We start from the raw sequence: 7,386 nt of genomic DNA, 5'->3' as shown, positions 1-7,386 counted from the left end.
GGCTCGCAGGCGCCGCAGTCGACGCACTCGTCGGGCTGGATGTAGAGCATCCGCTCGCCCTCGTAGATGCAGTCGACCGGGCACTCGTCGATGCAGGCGCGGTCCTTGACGTCCACGCACGGCAGCGCGATCACGTAGGTCACTCAGTCGTCCTTCTCCGCCGGGGCACCCTCCAGTATCCCCCCGGCCGGGTGGGCGCCTCGGCGGACGCGCCTCCTGGGCCAGCCGACGACCGCGGCCCCGAGCACCGCAGGCGCGACGGTCCAGACGATGCCCACGGCGTTCAGGAGGATGACGGTGGAGCCGCCGCTCGCGCCCGGCAGGGACAGCAGCGCGACCGCGCCGACGACGCCGGCGGCCGCCGCGCCGGCGAACCAGCGGGAGGGGAAGGCGAGCCGCAGCGCGACGAGGAACAGCACGACCATCGCGAGCGCGAGGACGAGGCCGACGGGCCAGCCGGTGCCGGTCGCCGCGGAGACGCCGACCTGGTGCTTGAACGTGCCGATCGTGCCGACGGCGACACCGCCCAGCAGCGCGACCGGCGCCCCCAGCGCGAGGTCACGGCGGCTCACGGCGGTCGGCACCCCTCGATCGTTCCCCGGCACCACTCGCCATGACAGTAAGGACAGGCTAACCTTCCTGACGGCGCGCACCCCAGCCGCCGGCCGTCGTGAGAGGAACCGCCCGTGCTCGCGACCCTCGTCATCGGTCTGCGCGAGGGCCTCGAGGCCGCGCTGATCGTCGGCATCATCGCCGCCTTCCTCAAGCGGAACGGCCGCGGGCTCGGCGCGATGTGGCTGGGGGTCGGCCTCGCGCTCGCCGCGAGCCTGGCCGTCGGCGTGGCCCTGTGGGTGCTGGAGGGCGCGCTCCCCCAGGCGCAGCAGGAGGGGCTCGAGACCGTCATCGGCGCGATCGCCGTCGTGTTCGTGACCGGGATGCTGCTCTGGATGCACCGGCACGCGCGCAGCATGAAGCGCGAGCTGGAGGCGTCGGCGGGCGCGGCGCTGCAGGGCGGCGGCGCGACCGCGCTGGCGGTGATGGCCTTCCTCGCCGTGCTGAAGGAGGGGTTCGAGACCAGCGTCTTCCTCCTCGCGACCTTCCGCGCCGCCCAGAGCACCGGCCTCGCGGCGGCGGGCGCGGTGGTCGGCGTCGCGATCGCCGTCGCGATCGGCTGGGGCATCTACGCGGGCGGCGTGCGGCTGAACCTGTCCCGGTTCTTCCGCATCACGGGGGCCTTCCTGGTGCTGGTGGCCGCCGGGCTGGTGCTCAGCGCGGTGCGCACGGCGCACGAGGCCGGCTGGGTCGTCGCCGGTCAGCAGCGCACCGTCGACCTCGGCTGGCTCGCCGCGAACGGCACGGTGCAGGGCGCGCTCGTCACCGGCCTGCTCGGGATCCCCGCCGACCCGCGCCTGATCGAGGTCGTCGCGTGGCTCGCCTACCTGATCCCCGTCGCCCTGTTCGTCACCTGGCCCGCGAAGCGCCGGCCGGGCGCCGACGCCGCCGTGCGGCTGCGCTGGATCGTCGCCGGAGGGCTGGCTGCTGCCGCCGTCGCCCTGGCGGTCGCCGTGCCGACCGCACCGGTCCCCTCCGCGGGCGCCCGTCCCCTCGCCGGAGGCGGGACCGCCGACCTCGCCGGCAGCACGCTCGTGGTCACGAGGGACGGCGCGGTGGAGCGCGTCCGCCTCCCGGCCGGCGACGTCACCGGGCATGCCGGGATCACCGCGACGGAGCGGACGACCACCGGATCGGCGGCCGTCGACGGCCCGGCCTCCGTCACCCTCGCGGACCTCGCCGCCGCGGCAGGCGGGCGGCTGCCCGTCGGCGTGAACGCCGCGCAGGACCCCGGGCCCTTCGCCGCGACGTGGCGCGCGACGACGACCACGACCGCCTGGACCGACGGCGGCGTCCTCGTCGACGCGCGCCGCACGGCGACGACCGTGCTCACGATCACCGGAGGCGGGCTGCTGACCCCGCGCACCGTCTCGGTCACGGGCGCCGACGCCCCGGCCGCCGCGTCCTGGCGCGTCGCCCCCGCAGCGGTTGCCGCCACCGCGAGCGCCATCACGGCCGCGGCCGCCGCCGGACCGGAGCGCTCCCTGTGGGGCGTGCAGGTGCCCGTGGTGCTGCTGGTGGCCGCCCTCGCGGTCGCCGCCACCGCCCTCCGCTCACGCCGCCGCCGCACCGCGGTCGCCGGCGATCCCCTCCCGACCCCCGCATCCCGAACGAGGAGCACCCCCTATGCCGTCAAGTGACCGCCGGACCCGCACCGCGGCCGCCATCGCCCTCCTCCCCGCCACCGCGCTGCTGCTGTCGGCGTGCGCGTCCGGCGGCGCCGCGTCGCCCGCGCCGTCGTCCGCCGGGGCATCCGTCGCGCCGGTGTCGAACGGCGTCTCCAAGGTCGCGATCGAGCTGGTGTCCGGCGACTCCGGCGACGAGTGCACGGTGTCCAGCAGCACCGCGAAGGCCGGACCGGTCACGTTCTCGGTGACGAACACGAGCGCCACCGGGATCACCGAGGTCGAGCTGCTGCAGGGCCAGCGGATCGTCGGCGAGAAGGAGAACCTCGCGCCGGGACTCGCGGCGGTGTCCTTCACCAGCACCCTCACCGGCGGCACCTACTCCGTCTACTGCCCCGGCGCGACCACCGAGGCGACCGCGTTCACGGTCACGGGCAAGGCCCCCGACTCGAGCGGCAGCACCGCGTCGACGCTGCTGACCACGGGCACGAAGACCTACGGCGAGTACGTCACCAGCACCCTCGGCGACATGGTCACGGCGGTCCGCGGCCTGCAGACCGCCGTCGAGTCGGGCGATCTGGCAGCCGCGAAGAAGCAGTACGCGCTCGCCCGGCCGTTCTACGAGAAGGTGGAGTCCGACGTCGAGGGCTTCGTGCTGCCCGGCACCGACCCGACCGACAACGCCGGCAACCTGGACTACCTGATCGACATGCGCGCCTCGAACCTCGACCCGGCCGTCGGCTGGAGCGGCTTCCACGCGGTCGAGCGCGACCTCTGGAAGGCCGGGAAGATCACCGACGGGACCAAGAAGTACGCTTCCGACCTCACGGCGAACGTCGAGAAGCTGGTCGACCTGGCGAAGACGCTCACCTACAAGCCGGAGGACCTGGCGAACGGGGCCGCCGGGCTGCTGGAGGAGGTCCAGTCCGGCAAGATCACCGGCGAGGAGGAGGCGTACAGCCACCTCGACCTGGTCGACTTCGCCGCGAACATCGAGGGCGCCCAGCAGGCGTTCGCGAACCTGCAGCCCGGCATGCAGAAGATCGACCCGACCCTGACGCAGCAGGTCGCCGACCGCTTCACGGCGGTCACCGACGCGCTGACGAAGTACCAGGACCCATCGCAGGCGGGCGGCTACGAGCTGTACACCGCCGAGGTCAGGGCGAAGGACGCCGCGGCGCTCGCGAGCACGGTGCAGAGCCTGCAGGAGCCCCTGTCGCGCATCGCCGAGAAGGTGGCGACCGCTTGAGCACGGACCCCCAGGACCAGGAGGCGGGCAGCGCGCCGTCCGCGGTCTCCCGCCGCGGGTTGATCGCAGGCCTCGCCGGCGGGATCGCCGGCGCCGCGGCCGGCGCCGGAGCGACGACCGCGGCCTTCGCCGCAACGCGGACGCCGGCGGCGCAGGCGGACGAGACCGAGGTCGTCGACCTCACCCGCAGCCACCCCTTCTACGGGCAGGCGCACCAGGCGGGCATCGAGACCGAGCAGCAGCGCTACTCCGTCTTCATGACCTTCGACCTGCTCACCCCGCTGCCTTCCGAGCTGCAGGTGCTGCTGGCCCGCTGGTCGGGCGCGATCGCCCAACTGATGAAGGGCCTGCCGATCGGGTCGGTGGAGCCGACGGACGAGAACGCGGTGGCGCAGGACACCGGGGAGGCGTACGAGCTGTCCCCCGGCTCGCTGACGGTGACCGTGGGCTTCGGCCCGGGCGTCTTCGACCAGCGCTACGGCCTGGCGGCGAAGCGGCCGGCGCACCTGACCGCCCTGCCGGACCTGCCGAGCGACCAGCTGCAGGCCGCGACCACGGGCGGGGACCTGAGCCTGCAGGCCTGCGCCGACGACCCCCAGGTGGCGTACCACGCGATCCGCGACCTCACCCGGATGGCGCGGGGCGTCGCGAAGACGCGCTGGACCGTGCTCGGCTTCGGGCGCGCCTCCGCCGGGAAGGGGCAGGCGACCCCGCGCAACCTGATGGGGTTCAAGGACGGCACCAGGAACATCAAGGAGCAGACGGACTTCGCGGACTTCGTCTGGGTGGACGACGACCAGCCGTGGACGGCGGGCGGCAGCTACCAGGTGGTGCGCAAGATCCAGATGAACATCGAGGCCTGGGACGCCGACCCGGTCGGCGACCAGCAGTCGGTCATGGGCCGGACCAAGGCGGTCGGGGCTCCGCTCGGCGGCAGGCGGGAGTTCGACACCCCGGACTTCGCCGCGCACACGAAGGGGGCGGCGGACCCGACGATCTCCCCCACCGCGCACATCGCGCTGGCCGCGCACGAGAACAACGGCGGCGTGAAGATCCTGCGCCGCGGCTACAACTACACGGACGGGTTGAACCAGTACGGGCTGCTCGACGCCGGGCTGCTCTTCATCGCCTACATGAACGACCCGCAGCACTTCATCACGCTGCAGACCCGGCTCGGCCGCGCGGATGCGCTGAACGAGTACATCCAGCACATCGGGTCGGGCCTGTTCTTCACGCCGAGGTCGCCGAAGCCGGGTCGCTACATCGGCCAGGAGCTGTTCGGCTGACCCTCGGTCGGGGACGTCGGCGCTCCGTGCACCCCGCGTGCGCCTCCTCCGGGCCACCTCTCCCAGACCATTACCGTCCCCTCCGTGCGTCGCCATCGTCTGCCCCTGCTCGCGGGCGTCCTCGCCCTGTCGCTCGCCGTCGGCGCGGCGCCGATGGCGGACGCCGCACCGGGACCGGCCGTCGACGGCGGCGCCTGGGCGGGCGACCCCTACTTCCGCCACCAGGGCGACACCGGGTACGACGCCCTGCACTACGACATCGCGCTGCGGTACCGGCCGGCGACCAGACGGCTCGCCGCCGTCGCGACCGTCCGGCTGCGCCCCGCGGCGACCCTGCGGTCCTTCACGCTGGACCTGCGCGGGCTGAGGGTGTCGCAGGTCCGCGTCGACGGTCGGCCCGCCGCGTTCCGTCAGAGCGGGCAGAAGCTGCGCATCACGCCCGGCGCACCGCTCGCCCGCGGCCGCGCGGTCGCCGTGCGGGTCGCCTACGCCGGCACGACCGGGCGGCCGATCGACAACACCGACTCCCTGTTCGGCTGGGTCTCGACGCCGCACGGCGCGCTCGTCGTCAGCGAGGCGTACGGGGCGCCGACCTGGTACCCGGTGAACGACACCCCGACCGACAAGGCGACCTACTCGTTCACGGTGACCGTGCCGAAGGGCAAGCAGGCGATCGCGAACGGCCTGCCGCGGAGCGCTCCGAGGACCCGCGCGGGCTGGACCACCTTCCGGTACGCCGCAGCGCAGCCGATGTCGAGCTACCTCGCGACCGTGGCGATCGGCGACTTCACGGTCGACCGGTTCTCGAAGGGCGGCGTGCGGTACCTGACCGCGGTGGACCAGCACCTGACCGCGCCGCAGCGCGAGGCGGCGCAGAGCGCGATCGACCTGCAGCCGGAGATCGTCCGCTTTCTCGCGAAGCACTTCGGGCGGTACCCGTTCGAGGAGGGCGGTTCGATCGTCAGCTCGTTCGACGTCGGCTACGCCCTGGAGACGCAGACCCGCCCGATCTACCCGGCGTCCGTCGACCAGTCCGAGGTGGCGCACGAGACCGCGCACATGTGGTTCGGCGACAGCGTCACGCCGAAGCGCTGGAAGGACATCTGGCTGAACGAGGGCTTCGCGACGTACGCGGAGTGGCTGTGGGACGAGCACGCCGGCCTCGGCACGATCGAGTCGAAGGTGGACCGGATGCGCGCGACGCCCGCCACCGACGCGCTGTGGGAGGGGGAGGTCGCCGATCCGGGCTCCTCCACCCTGTACGACCGGCTCGTCTACGACCGAGGCGCGCTGACGCTCGCGATGCTGCAGCGGCAGGTCGGCACCCCGACCTTCACGAGGATCCTGCGCGCCTGGGCGACCGAGCACCGGTACGGCAACGCCTCCACGGCGCAGTTCGTCGCCCTGTCCGAGCGGCTGTCCGGCCAGGACCTCGGCGCGTTCTTCCGCACCTGGCTGCACACCGCGGGCAAGCCGGCCTTCTGACCGACATGCCCGCGGCGCGCTACGCGTCGACCGTCTGGCGCTTCAGGCGCGACGCGTTGCGCGCCCGGGTGTGCGCGTCGAGCGCGACCTTGCGGATCCGCACGGCGTTCGGCGTGACCTCGACGCACTCGTCCTCGCGGGCGAACTCCAGGCTCTCCTCGAGCGACAGCTCGCGGGAGGGGGTGAGGCGCTCCAGCTCGTCCGCGGTGGAGGAGCGGATGTTGTTCAGCTGCTTCTCCTTCGTCACGTTGACGTCCATGTCGTCCTGGCGGCTGTTCTCGCCCACGACCATGCCCTCGTAGACCTCGTCGGAGGGCTTGACGAAGAAGACGCCGCGCTGCTGCAGGTTCTGCAGCGCGAACGGGGTGACGACGCCCTGGCGGTCCGCGACCATCGAGCCGTTCACGCGGGTGGTGATGGCGCCGGCCCAGCGGTCGTAGCCGTCGGAGATCGCGTTCGCGATGCCGGTGCCGCGGGTGATGGTGAGGAACTCGGTGCGGAACCCGATCAGCCCGCGGGACGGGACACGGAACTCCATCCGGACCCAGCCGGTGCCGTGGTTCGACATGGTGGTCATCACGCCCTTGCGGGCCGCGAGCAGCTGCGTGATCGCGCCGAGGTGCTCCTCCGGCGCGTCGATCGTCAGGTGCTCGAACGGCTCGTGCGTCTTGCCGTCGACCTCCTTCGTGACCACCTGCGGCTTGCCGACGGTGAGCTCGTAGCCCTCGCGGCGCATCTGCTCGACCAGGATCGCCAGCGCCAGCTCGCCGCGGCCCTGCACCTCCCACGCGTCCGGCCGGCCGACGTCGACCACCTTGACGGACACGTTGCCGACCAGCTCACGGTCGAGGCGGTCCTTCACGAGGCGGCCGGTGACCTTGTGGCCCTTGCCGCCCTTGCCGGCGAGCGGCGAGGTGTTCGTGCCGATCAGCATCGAGATGGCGGGGTCGTCGACGTGGATCGCGGGCAGCGGGCGCACGTCCTCCGGGTCGGCGAGCGTGTCGCCGATGGTGATGTCCGGGAACCCGGCGACCGCGACGATGTCGCCGGCGGACGCGGACTCGGTCGGGTAGCGCTCGAGCGCGCGCGTCGCGAGCAGCTCGGTGACCTTCACGTTCGCGACCGTGCC

The 7,386-nt window shown here is 73.2% G+C and carries 5 protein-coding genes and 2 pseudogenes; 4 read left to right on the top strand and 3 right to left on the bottom strand.

Annotated features, from left to right (window positions below):
* Positions 1-143, bottom strand: a pseudogene (locus ACFE60_RS16005) (ferredoxin); the annotation flags it as partial.
* Complete coding sequence (locus tag ACFE60_RS16000; protein WP_375389856.1) at positions 144-584, bottom strand: hypothetical protein; 441 nt, start codon at positions 582-584, stop codon at positions 144-146.
* A gap of 102 nt (positions 585-686) precedes the next feature.
* Here ACFE60_RS16000 and efeU point away from each other — a divergent pair, with 102 nt between their 5' ends.
* From efeU to ACFE60_RS15980, 4 genes are all read left to right on the top strand, one after another.
* The gene (gene efeU, locus ACFE60_RS15995; RefSeq protein ID WP_375389855.1) at positions 687-2,252 is read left to right on the top strand and encodes an iron uptake transporter permease EfeU; all 1,566 of its coding nucleotides are present in this window, start codon (positions 687-689) and stop codon (positions 2,250-2,252) included.
* Positions 2,239-3,486, top strand: coding sequence for an iron uptake system protein EfeO (efeO, locus tag ACFE60_RS15990; RefSeq protein WP_375389854.1), 1,248 nt, complete (start codon positions 2,239-2,241; stop codon positions 3,484-3,486). Before efeU ends, efeO begins: the two co-directional genes overlap by 14 nt.
* On the top strand, positions 3,483-4,772 hold the full coding sequence (gene efeB, locus ACFE60_RS15985) for an iron uptake transporter deferrochelatase/peroxidase subunit (protein WP_375389853.1): 1,290 nt from the start codon (positions 3,483-3,485) through the stop codon (positions 4,770-4,772). Before efeO ends, efeB begins: the two co-directional genes overlap by 4 nt.
* An 84-nt stretch (positions 4,773-4,856) precedes the next feature.
* Entirely contained in the window at positions 4,857-6,257 is a 1,401-nt protein-coding gene (locus tag ACFE60_RS15980; protein WP_375389852.1) for a M1 family metallopeptidase, read from the top strand.
* A gap of 19 nt (positions 6,258-6,276) precedes the next feature.
* On the opposite strand, the pseudogene ACFE60_RS15975 reads toward ACFE60_RS15980, so the two are convergent.
* Positions 6,277-7,386 (bottom strand): annotated as a pseudogene (locus ACFE60_RS15975) (translational GTPase TypA); the annotation flags it as partial.

The organism is uncultured Amnibacterium sp. (assembly GCF_964245895.1).
Taxonomy (GTDB): Bacteria; Actinomycetota; Actinomycetes; order Actinomycetales; family Microbacteriaceae; genus Amnibacterium.
This window is presented reverse-complemented; position numbering and strand designations above follow the sequence as displayed.